The organism is Paenibacillus lignilyticus (assembly GCF_017942085.1).
Classification (GTDB): Bacteria; Bacillota; Bacilli; order Paenibacillales; family Paenibacillaceae; genus Paenibacillus_Z; species Paenibacillus_Z lignilyticus.
The window spans coordinates 247,191-264,807 of the sequence record NZ_JAGKSP010000001.1 but is presented as its reverse complement, the minus strand read 5'-3'; the positions used below and the strand labels follow the sequence as shown (position 1 = coordinate 264,807).

General features: G+C 50.7%; 12 protein-coding genes. 11 read left to right on the top strand and 1 reads right to left on the bottom strand.

Features of this window, described 5'->3' with window-relative positions; all coding sequences use genetic code 11:
* Window positions 1-71: 71 nt before the first annotated feature.
* Window positions 72-764 carry a response regulator transcription factor gene (locus tag I8J30_RS01140; protein WP_210654666.1) on the bottom strand — a complete coding sequence of 231 codons (693 nt, stop codon included), beginning with the start codon at window positions 762-764 and terminating at the stop codon, window positions 72-74.
* 134 nt (window positions 765-898) lie between these two features.
* On the opposite strand from I8J30_RS01140, the gene I8J30_RS01135 reads away from it, so the two are divergent.
* From I8J30_RS01135 to I8J30_RS01090, 11 genes are all read left to right on the top strand, one after another.
* Window positions 899-4,084 carry a response regulator gene (locus I8J30_RS01135; RefSeq protein WP_210654665.1) on the top strand — a complete coding sequence of 1,062 codons (3,186 nt, stop codon included), beginning with the start codon at window positions 899-901 and terminating at the stop codon, window positions 4,082-4,084.
* 32 nt (window positions 4,085-4,116) lie between these two features.
* The gene (locus I8J30_RS01130; RefSeq protein WP_210654662.1) at window positions 4,117-5,808 is read left to right on the top strand and encodes a methyl-accepting chemotaxis protein; all 1,692 of its coding nucleotides are present in this window, start codon (window positions 4,117-4,119) and stop codon (window positions 5,806-5,808) included.
* A gap of 220 nt (window positions 5,809-6,028) precedes the next feature.
* Window positions 6,029-8,245 carry an AAA family ATPase gene (locus tag I8J30_RS01125; protein ID WP_210655996.1) on the top strand — a complete coding sequence of 739 codons (2,217 nt, stop codon included), beginning with the start codon at window positions 6,029-6,031 and terminating at the stop codon, window positions 8,243-8,245.
* Window positions 8,246-8,336: 91 nt separating this feature from the next.
* Window positions 8,337-8,978: a Pvc16 family protein gene (locus tag I8J30_RS01120; protein WP_240547727.1), complete on the top strand. Its 642-nt coding sequence runs from the start codon at window positions 8,337-8,339 to the stop codon at window positions 8,976-8,978.
* Window positions 8,979-8,991: 13 nt separating this feature from the next.
* Window positions 8,992-9,786: a hypothetical protein gene (locus tag I8J30_RS01115; protein WP_210654660.1), complete on the top strand. Its 795-nt coding sequence runs from the start codon at window positions 8,992-8,994 to the stop codon at window positions 9,784-9,786.
* A gap of 102 nt (window positions 9,787-9,888) precedes the next feature.
* On the top strand, window positions 9,889-11,631 hold the full coding sequence (locus I8J30_RS01110) for a phage tail sheath family protein (RefSeq protein ID WP_210654658.1): 1,743 nt from the start codon (window positions 9,889-9,891) through the stop codon (window positions 11,629-11,631).
* Window positions 11,632-11,674: 43 nt separating this feature from the next.
* A complete protein-coding gene (locus I8J30_RS01105) occupies window positions 11,675-12,109 on the top strand; it encodes a phage tail protein (RefSeq protein ID WP_091215083.1) in 435 nt (144 codons plus the stop codon).
* 153 nt (window positions 12,110-12,262) lie between these two features.
* Window positions 12,263-12,640, top strand: coding sequence for a hypothetical protein (locus I8J30_RS01100; RefSeq protein ID WP_090977939.1), 378 nt, complete (start codon window positions 12,263-12,265; stop codon window positions 12,638-12,640).
* Window positions 12,641-12,660: 20 nt separating this feature from the next.
* The gene (locus I8J30_RS33855; RefSeq protein WP_256256138.1) at window positions 12,661-12,834 is read left to right on the top strand and encodes a DUF6760 family protein; all 174 of its coding nucleotides are present in this window, start codon (window positions 12,661-12,663) and stop codon (window positions 12,832-12,834) included.
* A 6-nt stretch (window positions 12,835-12,840) separates the two neighbouring features.
* Window positions 12,841-13,290 (top strand): phage tail protein, encoded by a 450-nt coding sequence (locus tag I8J30_RS01095; RefSeq protein ID WP_210654656.1) that lies wholly within the window; start codon window positions 12,841-12,843, stop codon window positions 13,288-13,290.
* Window positions 13,291-13,339: 49 nt separating this feature from the next.
* Window positions 13,340-17,617: a prolipoprotein diacylglyceryl transferase gene (locus tag I8J30_RS01090; RefSeq protein ID WP_210654654.1), complete on the top strand. Its 4,278-nt coding sequence runs from the start codon at window positions 13,340-13,342 to the stop codon at window positions 17,615-17,617.

The following is a 17,617-nucleotide window of genomic DNA, read 5'->3' as shown; positions in this document are numbered from 1 at the left end:
GTACACGAGAATCCAGTAACGGTATGTTACTGGATTCTTTGTTTAGATGAGCAGCAATATCGGTCTTCTTGTTACATGATTAGTTTATAACCGACGCCCCAGACCGTCTTAATGATGACGGGTTGCTTCGGATTCTCTTCGATCTTCTTGCGCAGATTCGTCACATGGAAGTCAATGGAGCGTTCATTTATAAAGGAATCATATCCGCGCAGGCTGTTCACGAGGGCCTCTCTGCTGAAGACTTTCCCGGGAGAGTGGAACATCAGACGCATGATTTCGAATTCGGAGAAGGTGGTTTCGATCATATCGCCATGAATGAGAATATGTCTGCTGTCCATATCCAAGTTAATACGTTGGGTGGCATCGTTAGCCGGACGTTCATTGTCGGCTTCAAGCGGCTTAGGAGAGGTCCGGCGCAGCACGGTTTCTATACGAGCTTTCAATTCCTGCAAACTGAAAGGCTTGCATATGAAATCGTCAGCCCCTTCGGTCAGAGAATGGATCTTCATGGAAACTTTCGTTTCGCTGGAAATGACGATAATGGGGATAGGGGTAAATTGTCTAAACAAAATACAAGGATTAGCATCCTGGGTGTCCGGCAAAATCAAATCAAGCACAATGAGATCCGGAGGCTCAGACTGTAGGGAAGCAATTCCACTCGCGGCAGTCGGAACCCGCGTCACGTTATAGCCTTCTTCTCTTAAATAAAGAGAGAGCATATCGCCGAAAATGATATCGTCTTCAACAATCAACAAATTCGTCAAACAATAACATCCCCTTGCACTTAAACATAGTCTTGTATTTTTCGGACAGGTTAAGTATCGTTGTATGTATCATTATATAATGTCGAATCGTGTCAGTCTATCTCCTTTCGCGTCGAATAAGAGGAGGGAATTACATGTATCAGGATTTATTGTTTAATTTTACCTTATTGGGACTATGTGTTTTTCTCATTACGAGGTTATATGTAAAACTAAAGGCCGGCTCACGTTTGCGGCTCATCATCGCCATGGGAATTGCCAACGGCTTCGCCGGTATCTTGTTAAGCCAGTTCGGTCATGAAATTGGACGCGGCATTACCGTCGACCTGAAGACGATTGCCGTCTTCATAGCCGCAGAACTTGGCGGGCCGTATGCGGCTATTCTCGCTTTTGCCTCGATGATGGTGTATCGAGCCGTGAACAACGCCAATTACTTCTACCACATCGTAAGCGTCGGTTTCTTCATCCTATTAAGCTGTATTCTTCTTCTCCGCTATGTTGTACATTATTGGACACGCTGGTGTCTGATGATTATATCCCCTCTACTGATTATTCTCATTTATGATTTGCTCTTTGATGCGATCACGACAGAATCCGGCTTGTTGATTTGGTCTTTTTATGTGTTGCTTGGAGGTGCTCTTGTTGCGTCGTTCTTGCATTATCTGCTGCGTTCAGATGCCTATCGAGCGGAACTTCAAGGGGTCAAAACCGATTTATCCGAAATGCTGAACAATCAGCCCGGATTCTCCTTTAAGTTGATCCGCAGTCCAAACAGCTTCGTTTTCTCCGTTATGGGGGGACAGCTGCTGCCGCATATCGCATTAAAGCCATCCGACTTTCTGGGTAAATCGATAGAAGAAGTAACAGCCCTTTCTCAAGAAACGAACCGTTTCCTCGAAGAGCGTTATATCGATGCCTGGAAGGGAAGCAAGCAAAGCTATGAATTGAGCATTCAAGGCGGCATTTTCATGACACGATTGTGCCCTGTCTATACCAATGGAGTCGTTACCAGCGTGATAGGCTCTGTAACCGATATTACGGAGCTGAAAGAAGCGCAAGATCGAATCAAGGAGAGCGAGGAGCGTTATAAGGTCATTGTAGAGAGCTCCCAGGATTGCATCGTAAGCTTAACTCCGCAAGGAGAGATTATCTCCATTAATGCGAAAGGCATGAGCGTGTTCGAATGCGATGAAATGCCGCCATTCAGCAATCTGCATGAGGTGCTCGACATTGAGGATTGGGCGGGTTGGGACGCGAAATTTGCAAGCGCGCTATCCAACTTACAAGTAGAAGTCTTTGAAGCAAAATTAAGAGTGAAAAAAGGGCAAACGATCGATTATTATGTCACGCTCTCGCCAATTCTGGGATCTGATCTGGCTGTTGTCGGCCTAACGGCGACATTGCATGACCTATCAGCGTTAAAGCGAAGACAGGAAGCCGATCAAGCCAATAACGCCAAAAGCCAAATCATGGCCAAAGTGAGCCATGAGATTCGCACGCCGCTCAATGGCATTATCGGACTATCACGATTGCTGCTCAATACGGATTTGTCTTTTGTACAGAAGGATTACACGGATAAAATCATTACTTCCTCGCATTTGCTGCTCGGATTGATAAACGATATTTTGGACCTTTCCAAGCTCGAAGCGAACAAGATGATGCTGGAGCAAATTTCGTTCAATATGGATGACATGCTAAGTGAAATTACAAATACGCTCAGTGTGTTAATGGACAAAAAGCAAATCGAAATTATTTTGGACACCCCTGCGGAGCTTCCTGACCTTGTATTGGGGGATCCGCTTCGAATGAAGCAAACACTGCTGAACTTATGCAGCAATGCGATTAAGTTTACGGAGCTTGGTTATGTTCGCATTCGAGTGGAGCTTGTGAAGCAGACAGACAGTTCGCTGTCACTGCGTTTCCTAGTGGAGGATACCGGAATCGGCATATCGGACGAGCAGATCAGCAGACTGTTCGAACCCTTTTGGCAGGGTAATTATTTGAATCAACATAGCGGGACGGGACTTGGCTTATCGATTGCTTATCAGCTTGTCAGCTTGATGGGCGGTGAGCTGCAAGTAGAGAGTATGTGGGGAGTCGGGAGCAAGTTTACGTTTACTTTGGAGTTTCCGATTGTGCAAAAATGCAATCCCGACAGCTGGGATCTCACCCTAATCGGCGGTCCGCTCCATGTCCTTGTAGTCGAGGACCATGAGGTCGCGCAAGAGAGCTTGAGTCAGATGCTGGAGTCCTTCTCCTGCCTGGTCACGGCAGCAAGCAATTGGAGCGCTATGTTCAAGAAGCTGGAAGAGAAGAACGAGGCGCTTGGACCGGTTTCGTGTATCGTACTGGATATGGAAATCGATGATATGTATGGCCATTATTCGTGGGAAGAGCTGATACGCATCAGCCGAAAAAGAGGGATACATATCATTACGTTATCGACGGCCTATGCGCGAGAAGAACTGCTGTCCATGATGAAGAATGATTATCCCGACGATATGCTGATCAAGCCGATAAGCCGCAAGGAGCTGTTCCGCACTTTAAACTCGCTGCTGTATCCATCGCTGAAGCATCGTTCAGAACATAGCGCATCATTCATCGTAAAGAGCAAGTCGATCCATTTGCTGCTCGTTGAAGACAACTATATTAATCAGCAGGTAGCGCGCGAGACACTGCTTATGCATGGTTTTCAAGTAACCGTGGCCAGTTCCGGGCAAGAAGCGATTAAGCTGCTGGATACGACCAAGGTGGATCTGGTTCTGATGGATATTTTCATGCCGGAAATGGATGGCGTGGAGACAACCACGCAAATTCGCTGCAATGATGCCTTTAAACAGATTCCGATCGTGGCTCTGACAGCTAATGTGCTCAAAGAAGATCATGACCTGTACATCGCGTCAGGTATGAATGAAGTCATACTTAAGCCGCTTGATATTAACCAGCTGCTGTCCGTGATTCAGAAATGGCTTCCGATGAAGAGTGCTCCAGCGGGAATTCCACTGGATAAATTGCGAGAGCGGTTGGATGGCAACACAGCCATCATGGATCATGTGCTGAAGCTGTTTAAGAAGGAATACGAACATTTTACCGGACATGTACTTGTTGATTTGGAAGAAGGAAACATAACGAAAGTGAAACGGGATGTACATACATTAATCGGGGTTGCCCGTAATTTAATGGCGGATGAGCTCGCGCAAGCTGCAGTGCTCTTCGAGGAGGTATTGATCGAGGACACGGCCAACTTCAAATCGCAATTGCTCGAGGTTCAACGCGTGTTGCGGGAGACCATAGATTCCATTCCCGAGGAATTACAATGCTAAACCAGTCAGTCAACAATAGGGGGTAATTGGGTATGAATATTCGTACGAAGCTGCTTGGGTCATTTGCACTTGTAATTGTTCTGATGGTTGCGCTGGGTCTTCTTGCTTATACGCATATGACTCACACGAAGTCGGCTTATACGGAGATGCTGCAGGATGGGGAAGTTCGGTATCAGCTTAAATCATTGGAAAATACGATTACCGGCATGTCCAATGATGAACGGGCTTATTTACTGTCACAGGATGAGCAGTTTGAAAGTCAAATCGCGGATAAGTACAAAGCAGTTGAAGGTTTGCTTGCGAAGATTCTCGCGAATCCGACTTTAGATGATGAGAACAGGCAAGTCATTGAACAAATTAAAGCGACATTTGAGAAATTCGGGCATTCCAGTACTCAAACGCTGGAGCTAATGCATGCGGGCAAGAGCAAGGAAGCGCTGGCGCTTCATTTTGGCGAGGAACGGTCGACGCGCAAAGAAATCGAGAAGATTAACGATGAGCTGCTCGCGGGCCTCGATTCCGAGATGGCGGCTGATGTTGTAGACCGTGATCACGAGGCAAAAGCACAAAATAGGTGGATCATGAGTTTATTCGCAGCTGCTTTGCTCTCTGCAATCATGCTCGGTTTATTGCTCACTCGCTCCATTACAAGACCTCTTAAATTAATTAATACGCAACTCCGTGATATTGCCGATGGTCGCGGCGATTTAAGCCGGGATCTGGAGATTCGTACACAGGGTGAGCTTGCTGAGCTGGCGCAATCCTTCAATCTTATGATTGCAAATCTAAGAACGATACTTACCCGGGCGATGGCTACAGCGAAGCAGGTGTCGTTCTCTTCCGTACAGCTTAGTGAGAGCGCGGAACAGACCACGCGGGCAACGGAGAATATCGTAGAGGCGACGCAGTTTATTGCCATTCGCGCGGAACGTGAGCAGGAGCAGCTGGCGTCTGCGATTAGCGCAATTGCCCAAATGTCCGAAGGCATTAGCCGGGTATCGGAAGCGAACGAGGAAGTAGCCAAGCTTGCCTCCGCCGCATCCGAATCTTCTACGCAGGGGACCCATTCGATTAAAGAAGTGCTGCATGAGATGAAAGATATCCATGACCATGTACAGGATGCTTCCGGCGTTATTCTATCGTTAGAGAAGCAGTCCCAAGAGATTGGCGGCATTACGAGCATGATCTCCGAAGTCGCTAACCGGACGAATCTGCTCGCGCTTAATGCATCGATCGAAGCTTCGCGAGCCGGCGAGCATGGCAAAGGTTTTGCGGTAGTCGCGCTTGAAATTCGGAAGCTGGCCGAGCAGTCGAAAGTGTCGGCTCAGCAAATTACGGAGCTGATTCAAGAGATATTAAGCCGTGTGAATCAGGCTGTTGCTAGTATGAACACGGTTTCGAAGAAAGCGGGCAGCGGACTTGTGAAAACAACTCAGGTTGACCGGTTGTTCCAATCCATCGAGACAAGCATCGAAGCCGTATCTACCCGTGTTCAGAATACGTCGGATACGACCGGCGAACTAGCCGAATCGAGCCGCAGCATCGTTCGGATGGCGGAGGCCGTTGCTGCGGCAAGCCATGAAGTAGCTGCATCTTGTCAGAACAATTCGGCGGCAACCGAAGAGCAGCTGGCTACGATGCAGGAGATTTCATCGGCTTCGCTGGAGCTGACGAAGCTGGCTGATGATTTGCATGCCGTTCTAAACGGATTCAAGCTGAGCTGATGGTTGGGAATGAACGGAATCAATGACTTGATGAGCGCACAGGCTGCCCGAGATTGTCTCGACAGCCTTTTTTTTCTGCTCTAACGGTTGTAACAGAAGTTATTTGCACCAAATTGGTCGATTCCTGGTGGAAAAGGTTCAAATAAGCTCACTGGCAACCGTTAGAATATAAAAAGGGTAAATTTATGCCCAATTGCACGAATGGAGTCGATGAAGAGTGATGAAGCTACAACCTTATACGAGCGGCTTTGAGCATTGGAGTGACGAGCTTCGTAAGCTCGATCTCATGATTGCATTTAAGCTGCAATGCAAGATAGAGCTGGAAGGCGATGAGAATCCGCTCGATCCCATGCGAGGGCTGCTCATTACGGACGATGAAGTGATGCGTCTGCTCCGGACCAATGGCAAAGCGGGGAGCAACGGGGAGCTTCCGCCGACACTTGCCGGGATGCAAGACGAAATTGCAGAGCTCAATGAAGTCATTGCAGAGCGGTTAAGTTTAGCCGTTGAATCAACAGCCGGCTGGCAGTCTGCATTAATGCGGCTTGTGAAGCGGTTTAAGCTCAATCGGTTCGAACAGGAAGTTATTGTTATGGCGCTTGCGCCGGAGTATAACCGCAAATATGAGAAGCTGTATGGCTATTTGCAGGATGATGTGACAAGCAAGCTTCCGACGGTTGATTTGGCGTTGCGGCTGTTATGCGATAACGAATCGGAGCGTTATGCGGCACGGTCATCTTTCCAGGCGGAGCAGCCGCTGCAGCGCTGGCTTCTCGCAGCTGATGAGGGAGATGCGACATCGACGCTTGCCCGGCCGCTGCGGTTGGATGGACGAATCGTTTCCTTCTTGCTCGAGGCGGAGCGCAGCGATGGCCGGCTGGAAGGGTGGGTCAGTCGCTTCGAAGGCGGTGTCAACGGCGACGGCGAAAGCGAAGATGACGGCAAAGGTGAGGAGCTTCAACCGCTTCTAATCGGTGCTTCCAAGCAAGGTGAAATGCGCCGCTTTGCGGAGCTGCATCTTGAGGCAGGCAAACCTGCCGTGCTTCATCTGTATGGTGCCGGCGGGTCAGGGAAGCAATTGCATGCGAAGCATTTGGCCGCGTCATTAAACCGTCCGTTGCTTCTGCTGCAAGGGGATAGCTTGGAAGCCGAGCGTATGAAGACGGTTACGGTATTGCATCAATTATTCCGGGAAGCGAAGCTGACGGATTCCATTGTCGGCATTGCCGGAGGCGATCACTTCATGGCACCGGACGGCAAGCTCACGATGTACCGGACCGTAATCGAGCAGTGGATCCGCAGAAGCGGCGGGCTGTTGTTGTGGCTTTCGCGGGAACGGGCTCATTACAGCGAGCTGCCCGTGCCGAGCCGGTCCGTTATCTATCAGGTAGAGCTGACGCCGCCGACAATCGAAGAGCAGCGTATGCTTTGGCGGATCTGGGGGGAGGAAAGCGCGGCAGCATCCGAATCAGCGGAAGCGATGGCCGATAAGTTTCGACTCTCTCCGGGTCAAATCAATCGCGCTGTTCTTGAGGCGAAGCGGCTTGCCGAGCATGAAGGTGCCGATTATACGGAAGAGGTGCATTTCGAGCGGGGGGCTGCCGTGCAGTTGAACCACGAGCTCGAGAAGAAAGCGAAGAAGCTGAATCCGCGCTACACGTTCGAGGATCTCATTCTCCCGCACGAGCATCTCGATTTGCTGCGGCAGGCTTGTAATATGATGAAGTACCGGCGCGATGTGTATGGGACATGGGGATTCGATCGGAAGCTGTCCTATGGCAAAGGTCTCAGCATGATGTTCGCCGGACCGCCCGGAACGGGTAAAACGATGGCAGCTGAAGTTGCGGCCAACGAACTGGGACTTGAAGCATACAAAATCGATCTCTCGCAGGTGATTAGCAAATATATCGGGGAGACCGAGAAGAACCTGCATGACATTTTCAAGGAGGCCCAGCGAACGAATGCGATCCTATTCTTCGATGAGTCTGACGCCCTGTTTGGCAAACGATCCGAGGTAAAAGACGCACATGACAAATATGCCAATGTGGAGACCGCGTACCTGCTTCAAAAGATGGAAGAATACGAGGGCGTGTCCATTCTGGCAACGAATTTTCAACAAAATATAGATGACGCTTTCCTGCGAAGAATCAATATTGTCGTTAAGTTTCCGTTTCCGGACGCCGAGCATCGGGAGAAGCTGTGGCGTACGATGTTCCCGGCAGCGACGCCGCTTGCGAGCGATGTGGATTTCGCTGCTTTAGCTGCCAGAATTGAAGTTGCGGGCGGCAATATCAAAAATATTGTGCTTACGGCAGCCTTCATGGCCGCGGCCGCGGGACGCCCCGTCGGTATGCGAGAATTGGTCGCTTCCGCACGCCAAGAACTGAAAAAAACAGGAAAAATTCTTGTGAACAGTGAGTGGGACAGCTTTTTTTAATAATTGCCAGCAATCTAGTAAATTTCCGTGGTCATCCGACATTTTAAGCGATATAATAGGAAAATAGTTTGGTATATTTTGCTGAACTTTGTTGAATATTGACGAATCGCTAATTGCATTACATATTGCCTGCTACGGCGGCTACGGAGGGATCGTTATCGGGACTTATTCCGCAATCGCAGATGCCGGCGCATCGGTGCTTAAGCTGCTGCGAGAGAATATGACACCGGAGCCGGTCGCGCAATCCGAACTGATCGGAATGGCATCGCCTGCCGATAAAGGCGATCTTGTTCTATCGCTCTATCTCTACCGAATTACGGAGAACAGCGAGGCAAGGCGCAACGAGATGCAAGCGCGGGGAAGCGGTATGCTGCAATTCCCGCCAATGGCAGTAGATTTGCACTATATCTTGACTCCCTATTCCAGCGCAGATTTACATTCCAGAACGCTTGACGAGCATGTCATAATCGGACGTGCCATGCAGGTGCTGCATGATCATGCAATCGTTCGCGGGGGCTACTTGCAAGGATCGCTCGCCGAAAGCAATGAAGAATTGAGGGTCGTCGTGGAATCGCTTCCCGTAGATATTCTGACAGGGCTTTGGAACTTCGGCGATATGCCTTACAAGATGTCACTGCCTATACGAGTAGGACCGGTGAACATTGATTCCACCAGATTGAAATCGACTACACGTGTCGTGGAACGTCATATCAAGCTCGAAGAGAAAGGGTAAGGAGGGCGTTTCGTTGGGAATACACAAGACGCGCTGCTCTGTAGTGCTTCTGCTGCGGGATGCATACACCGGCTTGAAGCCTGCTCCATCTTCCGTTTCTCTTCAAGTGGAAGGTGCTCATTCAGCCAAACCGATTGTGAAAATGGCAGAAGGACTATGGGTATTTGCCGATTTGGTGCAGGATCAGGCAATCATCACAATTAACTCGCCGATCTATAGCAAGCAGGTGCTCACGATTCGTCTGGCAGAGCTTGACCCGCTTGATCCGCTTGTTACGGTCGCACTGCTACCCGGACGTTCGTATCCGCTGCCGTCTGATGCCGTTGTGTTATCAGGGTATTTGAATAGCGCAGCAGGAAAGCCCCTTGATTGCGTTTCGGTGCAGGCCGCTCTCTGTGACGAGCGCGGCTGGAAGGCCAGACTTACTGCTGATGCATTACCCGGTTCAGCCGAAATTGAAACGGCTCCCATACTCGGGATTGTTGCCGAAGGGGATCGTTACGAGATTCGCAGCAGAGATGGGCAATTGATAGAAGAATGCAAGATTGTAGGCTTCGGTACGGACAGACGAAAGCTGAAGTTATCCAATCCGCTTCAATCCGCCGTTCCCAGAGGAAGCGTGCTTCTGCCGGTTATAACCGCAATCAGCGATGCTGCAGGAGAGTTCCATATCGTCTTTAGACCTCCCTTACCCAGCTCCGCATTCAAGGTTGAAGTTCGTGCCGGCAGCCAACAGCTCCATCATGAGAGCGTGCACATTCTTCAAGCAAGGCGTAATCGAGTTCAAGATCCATTCATTCTTACATAGAGCAGCATCTGACATGTGTGTAGGTTCATTGATGCCGTCCAGTGCCCGTGGGTGCGGGGTATCAGTTTATCTTAAATAAAGTACAGTAAGCGGGAGGGGCATATGGCAGAATATTTGTCGCCTGGAGTGTATGTCGAAGAGTTTGAGAGTGGTGCTCAGCCGCTTGAAGGGGCAAGCACTAGCACGGCCGGATTTATTGGTCTTGCGCAACGCGGTGCCGTGGAAGGCTTGCCGCAGCTCGTAACAAGTATCGCTGAATTCCAGCGTGTGTTCGGCTCTTACTTGTCCGAGAATGCTTTCGGATCGTATCGTTTTCTAGCTTACGCAGTTGATCAGTTCTTTACGAACGGGGGCTCACGTTGTTATGTCATGCGCGTAGCACCTTCGGATGCTAAGCCGGCCAGCAACACTACGCCGGAATCGGCAGTTCTGGCATTTACGGCTAAGAACCCGGGTGCGTGGGGCAATCAGATTCGCATCGGAATCGTTCCGTCAAGCAAAGCAAAGACACAAATTTATGAAGTGCTCGGTACGCCGGGCGAGTCGAAGCGTTACCGCGTCAAGAACAATGCTGGCTTTAACCCCGGCGATGTTGTTGCATTCGATGACGGCACAGGCAAGCAATACAATCGCATCCTCTCCTCACAAGACAACCTAATCGAGCTTGAGTCGCCGCTTGCCGGCGAAGCAGACGTTGTTGACAACCAGCTGCTTCCGAGCAAAGTGCTGACGACAAGCGAGTTTACGATTCATATTTTCTCCGGCGACGAAATCGAGACCTTCGAGAAGCTGTCGCTGAACGTTTCCGCCGCTAACCATGTCGACAAAATTCTGGCCCGTTCCGGAATCGTCACGGCCCAAGATTTGAGCCAAGGTACGGCAGGAGAAGCAATCGCTCCTTTCACTGTCATCAGCGGCTTGCCTGAAGAATCGGGCAAATACGATGTAATCTTCGGCGGTGGCAGCGACGGCTCCCTTGCTAACCTCAGCGCAGGCGACTTTATGGGTGAAGACCGTGGTCCGGGTAAGAGAACGGGTATCCAGGCGTTCATCGATAACGACGTGGTCAGCATCATGGCTGTACCGGGTGTAACCGATCCTAATGTACAATTGGCACTCGTTGCCCATTGCGAGAATCTTGGCAGCCGCTTCGCGATTCTTGATATCCCGCGCGAGAAAACAAAAGTAGCGGACGTCATGACGCACCGGAATATTTTCGATTCCAGCTATTGCGCGATGTACAACCCTTGGCTGCAAGTGTTTGATCCGCTGGACAAGCGCAATATCTTCATTCCGCCATCCGGCACGGTTGCTGGGATTTACTCCCGTTCCGATCAGACGCGCGGCGTTCAGAAAGCTCCGGCCAACGAGGTGCTTCGCGGCGTAGTGGGTTTGGAAGTGCAGTACAACAAAGGGGAACAGGATATTCTGAACCCGGCCGGCGTTAACTTGATCCGTCACTTTACCGGTCAAGGCACGCGCGTATGGGGTGCACGTACCTGTTCGTCCAATGGCTTATGGAAATATGTCAACGTACGCCGCTTGTTTATCTTCTTGGAAGAATCCATCAAGAACGGCACGAACTGGGTGGTCTTCGAACCGAACAATGATCAGCTGTGGGCACGCGTACAACGGACGATTGACGCCTTCTTGACACGCGTTTGGCGTGACGGCGCTTTGCTAGGCAACAGTGCTTCGGAAGCGTTCTACATCAACATTGGCCGCGAAACGATGACACAAGATGATATCGACAACGGCCGGCTTGTTTGTGTGATCGGTGTCGCTCCCGTGAAACCGGCAGAGTTCGTTATTTTCCGCATCACTCAGAAAACCGGCTCCGAATAGACGATTGGTGCAGTTCAGTTCATTTTGATGGAAGGGGATAACCATGCCAGGCGAACGTAATGATCCATACCGCAATTTTAGATTCCGAATTGAAATTGAAGGCATTCAACAAGCCGGCTTCAGCGAAGTATCCGGATTTGAGGCGTCACTTGACGTCATCGAATACCGCGAAGGCAATGAAGTCATCACTCCGCGCAAACTTCCGGGCCTAGCGAAATACGGTAACATTTCGCTTAAATGGGGCGCAACAGATTCGATGGATCTGTACGATTGGATGCAGGAGTGCATCGAAGGCACGATTGAGCGCAAAACCGTAACGATTATCGCCATTGATGAAGAAGGCGGCGACGTTGCTACATGGCAGGTTATTGAAGCATGGCCGGTCAAATATTCCGCTCCGAGCTTTAACGGTACCGGCGCTGAAGTCGCGATTGAATTCGTGGAATTGGCGCATGAAGGCATGACTCGCACAGCGTAGCAGCAACGATAATACAGAAGCTTTTTGACGAGAACAAGGGATGGTTGCGGGGCGTATCGAAGCTCCGCGCATCTCTTGTTTTCCGCTTCTGCCTCGTTCATGGTGTATCTTGGTAATTTGCATTTTGATGAAAGATAACGGAGGGAACCAAGCATGGCGTTTCAAACGGAATATGAATTTGAGCTCCCTCGGGGCTATGTGGATGATAATGGCACGCTGCATAAGCGCGGCGTTATTCGGCTTGCTACCGCAGCTGATGAAATTTTACCGATGCGCGACCCGCGCGTTCAGCAAAACCCGGGTTATTTGACTGTCATTTTGCTTGCTCGCGTCATCACGCGATTAGGCGATTTGAAACATATTGATACGAAAATTATCGAGCGGCTGTTCACGGCCGATCTCGCTTACCTACAGCATGTGTACCGTCAAATCAATGATATGGAAGCACCGAAGGTGCATACCGCTTGCCCGAAATGCGAGCATGATTTTGAGGTGGATGTGGATTTTTTGTCCGTAACGGAAAGCCTTTAACGGGCTATCCGATCGAGAAATTGTATGAGGAATCCGGCTTTATCGCGTATTACTTCCATTGGCCGCATGATGACATCATGAATATGGAGCATCGGGAGCGGCGCAGATGGTGTGAAGAAATTTCGCGGATTAACCGGAAGCTTAATGACGATTCCGAGAAACCGAACGTATTTGATGTGTTTAAGAAGAGGTGATAACGGTTGAGTGCTGCAGCGCATGGAGTTAATGTTGTCGGAGGCGTATTTCGTTTCTGGGTAGAGCTGGACGGAATTCTTGCGGGCGGTTTCACCGAAGTCAGCGGTCTGGAGGCTGAGGTCGAAATCGAAGAATTTCGCGAAGGCGGGCAGAACGGTTTCGTACATAAGCTGCCAAAGTCTACCCGATTCTCGCCTATTTTGCTCAGACGCGGCATTACAAGCTCCAGCAGTTTATGGGATTGGTATGCGGGCGTTATGGCCGGCAAGGTGGTGCGCAAGAGCGGTTCTATTATTTTGCAGCATTTGTCGGGGGAAGAGCTATGCCGATGGAATTTCTTTGATGCCTATCCGGTCAAATGGAGCGGGCCAACATTGAACGCGTCGCAGAGTGATGTCGCGATTGAAACGTTAGAACTCGTTCATAACGGGTTGAAAACCATTTATAAGAAGTAAATCGAGATAGAAGACAGCCAGCGCGTGCAGGCCGGAAGGAGGCGAGCGAATGAGACGAGAACAGCGCGGAAGAAAAGGGAATCCGTTCCTATTGCGACAAGATGGTGCAGAAGCACATCAGGCTTTCGGAGCATCGATCCGCGATAAGTATCGTCTAGTGCGCCGAGACCAGTGGGGACGATTACCGTTAACGCTGCGCGAGCCTGATTCCGGCGGGGAGGCTGTTCCTCAATTGCCGCCGACGATCCTGCAGCAAATTGCTTTGAAGCTGCAGCTGCTCATGCCGCTCCATGTACAGTGGGAGGCCAAAGAGCGCGAATGGTTGACACTGGCGCAGAAGATCATTCGCCATGCGTCTGTGCAAGCTAGGCAGGAGTCTGATCGGAAGGCCATAGGTGCTGATGCTATTGCGAGGACTGAACGGGATAGAGCGGAACGGACAGTTGCGAACAGCGCTAATGCCTCGCAGTCGCGGAGCGGTTTGTCTGGGGAGGAAGCGGTACGGGCGGAGCAAGTGAAGCCGGACGCGCCACGTGCTGAGCAGACGAAGTCAGAAGCGGCAAAGTCGGAACAGACGCGAACTAAGCATGCGAATACGGAAGCGGAGCGAACCGAACAGGCACGGCCGGAAACGGATTTGGCTTCAGCAAGGGCTGAGTTTCGAGGTTCTGATCGAGCCAGGGATGATGTTCGCGGTCGCACGCTGAATGAGCAGGCGGAGTTTGAACAGGACATTCGCGTAGCGGATTTGTTCGGTGATGTGCTGGACTGGACGGAAACGAAGAGGATGGCGGGCAGACTCCGAGCATTAGCAGCTTCTCCGGTAACCGGTCAACGTTTGGCGCAGGAGGATGAAGGGAAAGCAGCTGTACTTTTGCTTCAAATTGGGGCTCTACTTAACCGATACAGCGGAACGGGAATGTCTCTCTCTCCTCTTAACCGAATAAGCGGAAGCCGTCGAAGTCCAGTCTTGAAATCCGATGATCAATCAGAGGCTGAAGTCGGTAGCGTTCGCGGAGAACTGAACTGGCAGACGCAGAAGCCGTTATGGCAGCGTGATGCCAGCGGCATGGTTTGGCGGATGGCTTCTATCGGCGAACAACATCAACAGCCGAATTGGATGGAAGGCGCGGTTCGCGTATTGCTGGGGCGCATCGGCGATGCAGGATTGCCTTTAGCTGCAGCGTTGGCCGCGCGTGATGAGAAGGCGAAGCAAGCACAGCCTTTGGTTCGAGATAGACAACAGGCTGCTTCCGGAACTACTCGGACTGCCGCTATACCGATTCAAGATGCTCAACAGGCTTTGGAACCGCAAACAAAAGAGAGTGGTAATGCTGTTCTAGTGCCGGGCAATAGACAAGCAGCTGCCGGTACATCCGAGGTGGTGCCAATTGTTGGAACAGCACCTCCCGATGCGATGCAACTGCAGCCAATATATGCTACTGCTAAGCGTGAGCAAAGACTCAATCGCAAACCGGTAACGATGACACTCCGCAGAAGGTTGGAGGAGTCTGACTCTACCTACCACGATTTGGCGGCTGAGAGGCTGTCGATGGTTCGCAGGTCTTTGAAACAGCTTCATGAAGATAGGGCTAATCGCTCTGATCGCGCTACTGCCCCAATGCTTCCAAATGCAGCCAACCATAACCATTCTCCGGTTCAGCAAGCGAATACCGATAGAGCTGCTGATCGAAGAGTTCATCCTGCATCTGAGATTATTCAGCGCAGAAGCGCAACCAGATTAGACAGTCCTGTTATACTGCCTGCGTCAGGAAAGCACATCCGAGTTCTTCAGGCTGCTTCGGCACGAAAGGATACCCTACTTACGGATTCATCACGCCATGAAGCTGTTCGTCGTGAGCTTCAGACGGTTCACGGCAAGCTGATCATTTCAGAAATGAGAAGAATCGCTCCAACGCATATTCTTCATCGCGATCGGCCGATAGCGCTACATCCCTTCTCGGTAAAGCGAGAAAACCCGAAGTTGCCTCCTGTGGATTCAGGTCCAGTTGAACAAGGCGCGAGTCATACTTCGGCAAACGGTTCCGAATCTAGTGCCTCTAATCAAGTCATTAGAGCAAAATCGAGCCGAACCAGTGCTATACAGAGATTCGATCTGCCGAACAACTCTAAACAACAAATTTTCAGCACTCTTACTGCCGAAGAGACACCTGCAAGACAAATAAACGCTGGGCCTTCGGCAAAAGGGGCATTAACGGGTGGAGCAAATTGGGGCACGATCCTGTTTGTCAATCGCCTTCGCTTATTGACAGCGACAACTCCAACAACGCCGGGGGGCGTTCGTACGGAACGGATTGTCAACCGTCTATTAGCGGGCAACCATACGACACCGAAATCAATACATATAGATTCAGCACGCTCAGATGATGAGAAGATGCAGAACAAAACAAAAGATTTCGATCGTAGAGATAAACAGCAGATCGTGGAAGCTCCATCCTTAGCTATCACAGGCAAGAAGCAAAGTAGAATGCTGCCCAACGATTCGGAAGCTGAAGGACAGAACGAGCATGGAGAACCGGAGATCGTGTTGGATCGCGCTCGCGGTACGCTTGCAGAAAGAGTGAGACAAGCTGGTGATCAGGGGTTAATCCTGGTACAACGGAAGACTTCTGCCGCACCGTCTAATGAGCAAGCGCCAACACTGAGCTCCAGCCTCCAAGCTCCACCGCCTTCAAGTGTACCTAGTCAGCAAGCAGCAAGAAATCAAACAAGTAATGGCTCAGCTGTTTCGGGATTGAAGCAATCGCAGGCACGGGCTGCTTCTGCAAGCAAACTGCAGTTCAATGATGGTATAGAGATAAAAGCAGCATCTGTGCGAGGCTCGTTCGTTAGTCGCGCTCGTAGCGCGGGAGATAAAGCGCTGGCTTTGATACAGCGCCGTCTGTCCGCTCAGGCAAGTGCGATCCCACCTGTCCTTGCGGCGAAGCAACGAAGAATAGCCTCTTCACCTGGCGATTCTAGTCAGCAAATTCAACGAATCGTTCAACCAAGTGAAGCTAACAGGGTATCCAGGTTGGAGCACCAAGCTCAGGGACAGCAAAACATCGATATTCGAACGAATGCACAATTAAAGCCCGGCTCAGCTTCAGTTCTATCTGCTTCTGACCCGGCTGTGACACTAGTTCAACGGCGTGCAAATGCAGCGAGTGCAACTGACCTTGACTCTGTATCTTCAGGCAGAATCATTTATAGATCCGGTAAGCTTATGCAATCTATCAATACGCAGCAGCGTAACGAAACGAATCAATCCGCTGCCCCTAAATTCATAGGTAGACTTGTACAGCGTCGACAGAGGAATCTCGACTCACAATCAGGCGCCACAGAACTTGGTTCGCCACGATCCATTCTTGTACAGCGACGACAAGCGATGCCAGTGTCGAGAGAATCGGCTCTAATGGAAGCAACCAGCGCGAGTCAGGCTCCACAGGTGATCTATCAATCGAAAACGGGGACTGCTGCGCAAAGTGGTTCTCAACCAAGCAGTCAGCTCATACAGCGACGCGCGGTTGCACAATCAGACGTTATGAGCGGCACCATGGTCCGTGGTCAAGCTCTATCGACTGCCAGCTCCAGCCAAGCAAGGCAACAAAGATCGCCTAATCAAGCTGCACCTACAGTATCGTTGCAGCGTTCAGTATTAGCTCCACCGGGGAGAATGCTTCAGCATCGTGCAATTGCACAAGCTCCCGGTGCGGCCGGAGTGGGGGCAGCCGCGACATCGCGAATTTCTGCTGCACAGCGGAACGCAGCTTCGTCGAACATGCCGGCAGCTGCCTCGATACCGGCATTTCCTGCATCGGCAACTGCAGCTCAACGTGCCGGCAATCTGATCCAGCGTCAAATTGCTTCGCGTACGCAAGCAGCATCGACGTCATCCAAGCCTGCTAGTTTGCTGGTAAAGAATCAATCATCGTCGCAGCAATCGATGTCATCTTCACAAGCTCTGTTCGTCCGGCGACAAGCGGACTTACAATCACAGAACAAGTCTACGAATCTACCGGCTCAGCCTACGCTTCATTATGCTGCGAAGCCTTCAAATCAGGCAGAGCCCGACTTCACGCGAAGCATCGCTTCACCGGCAATGCAGCATCATGCTTCTAAGGCAGCCGTCGCGGCCGCAGCAGCCGAAACGGTGAGGCAGAGTGTTGCCGCAATGAAGCCGCCTGCTGCACCAACCATCGATGTGAAGCAAGTGCAGCAGATGCTCATGAATATGCCGCAGCTCCAGCCGGATGCCATTGCGGATAAAGTCTTTAAAGTATTCGAGAAGAAAATGAAATTCGAGCAGCGCAGAAGCGGTTACTAG

What these genes read in the sequence shown, in the direction of transcription:
- I8J30_RS01105 (WP_091215083.1), top strand. Translation starts at nt 11,675, where the DNA reads ATGCCAGGCGAACGTAATGATCCATACCGCAATTTTAGATTCCGAATT.
- I8J30_RS01135 (WP_210654665.1), top strand. Translation starts at nt 899, where the DNA reads ATGTATCAGGATTTATTGTTTAATTTTACCTTATTGGGACTATGTGTT.
- I8J30_RS01100 (WP_090977939.1), top strand. Translation starts at nt 12,263, where the DNA reads ATGGCGTTTCAAACGGAATATGAATTTGAGCTCCCTCGGGGCTATGTG.
- I8J30_RS01090 (WP_210654654.1), top strand. Translation starts at nt 13,340, where the DNA reads ATGAGACGAGAACAGCGCGGAAGAAAAGGGAATCCGTTCCTATTGCGA.
- I8J30_RS01130 (WP_210654662.1), top strand. Translation starts at nt 4,117, where the DNA reads ATGAATATTCGTACGAAGCTGCTTGGGTCATTTGCACTTGTAATTGTT.
- I8J30_RS01110 (WP_210654658.1), top strand. Translation starts at nt 9,889, where the DNA reads ATGGCAGAATATTTGTCGCCTGGAGTGTATGTCGAAGAGTTTGAGAGT.
- I8J30_RS01125 (WP_210655996.1), top strand. Translation starts at nt 6,029, where the DNA reads ATGAAGCTACAACCTTATACGAGCGGCTTTGAGCATTGGAGTGACGAG.